Here is a 279-nt window from a genome sequence, read left to right on the forward strand (position 1 = left end):
CTCGAAGCCGTGCTGGCCATTGCCCGCCGCGGCGGCCTGCAACTGGCCGCGCTCGCGCTCGACAGCCGCGCCGGCGATGATACCGTCTTCCTGAACCTGCGCGCCCCCGACGCCGACCTGCTCGACCTGTTCATGGCGCGCCTGAACAACGTGATCGGCATCACCGACATTTGCCCCCAGGATGAAAAAGTTACGCGTATGCATGTTGCTTAATTAGCATAAATGGCGGACACTACAACGTCGCGCTGCCGCGCCAGACTTGTTGAAGCCCATGACACT

At 62.0% G+C, this 279-nt stretch carries 1 pseudogene; it reads left to right on the plus strand.

The window, feature by feature from the left end:
- A pseudogene (locus tag F1735_RS34925) lies at positions 1-213 on the plus strand (hypothetical protein); the annotation flags it as partial.
- Positions 214-279: the final 66 nt, after the last annotated feature.

The sequence above is a fragment of the Massilia genomosp. 1 genome, from assembly GCF_011682185.1.
GTDB lineage: Bacteria > Pseudomonadota > Gammaproteobacteria > Burkholderiales > Burkholderiaceae_D > Telluria_A > Telluria_A rubra.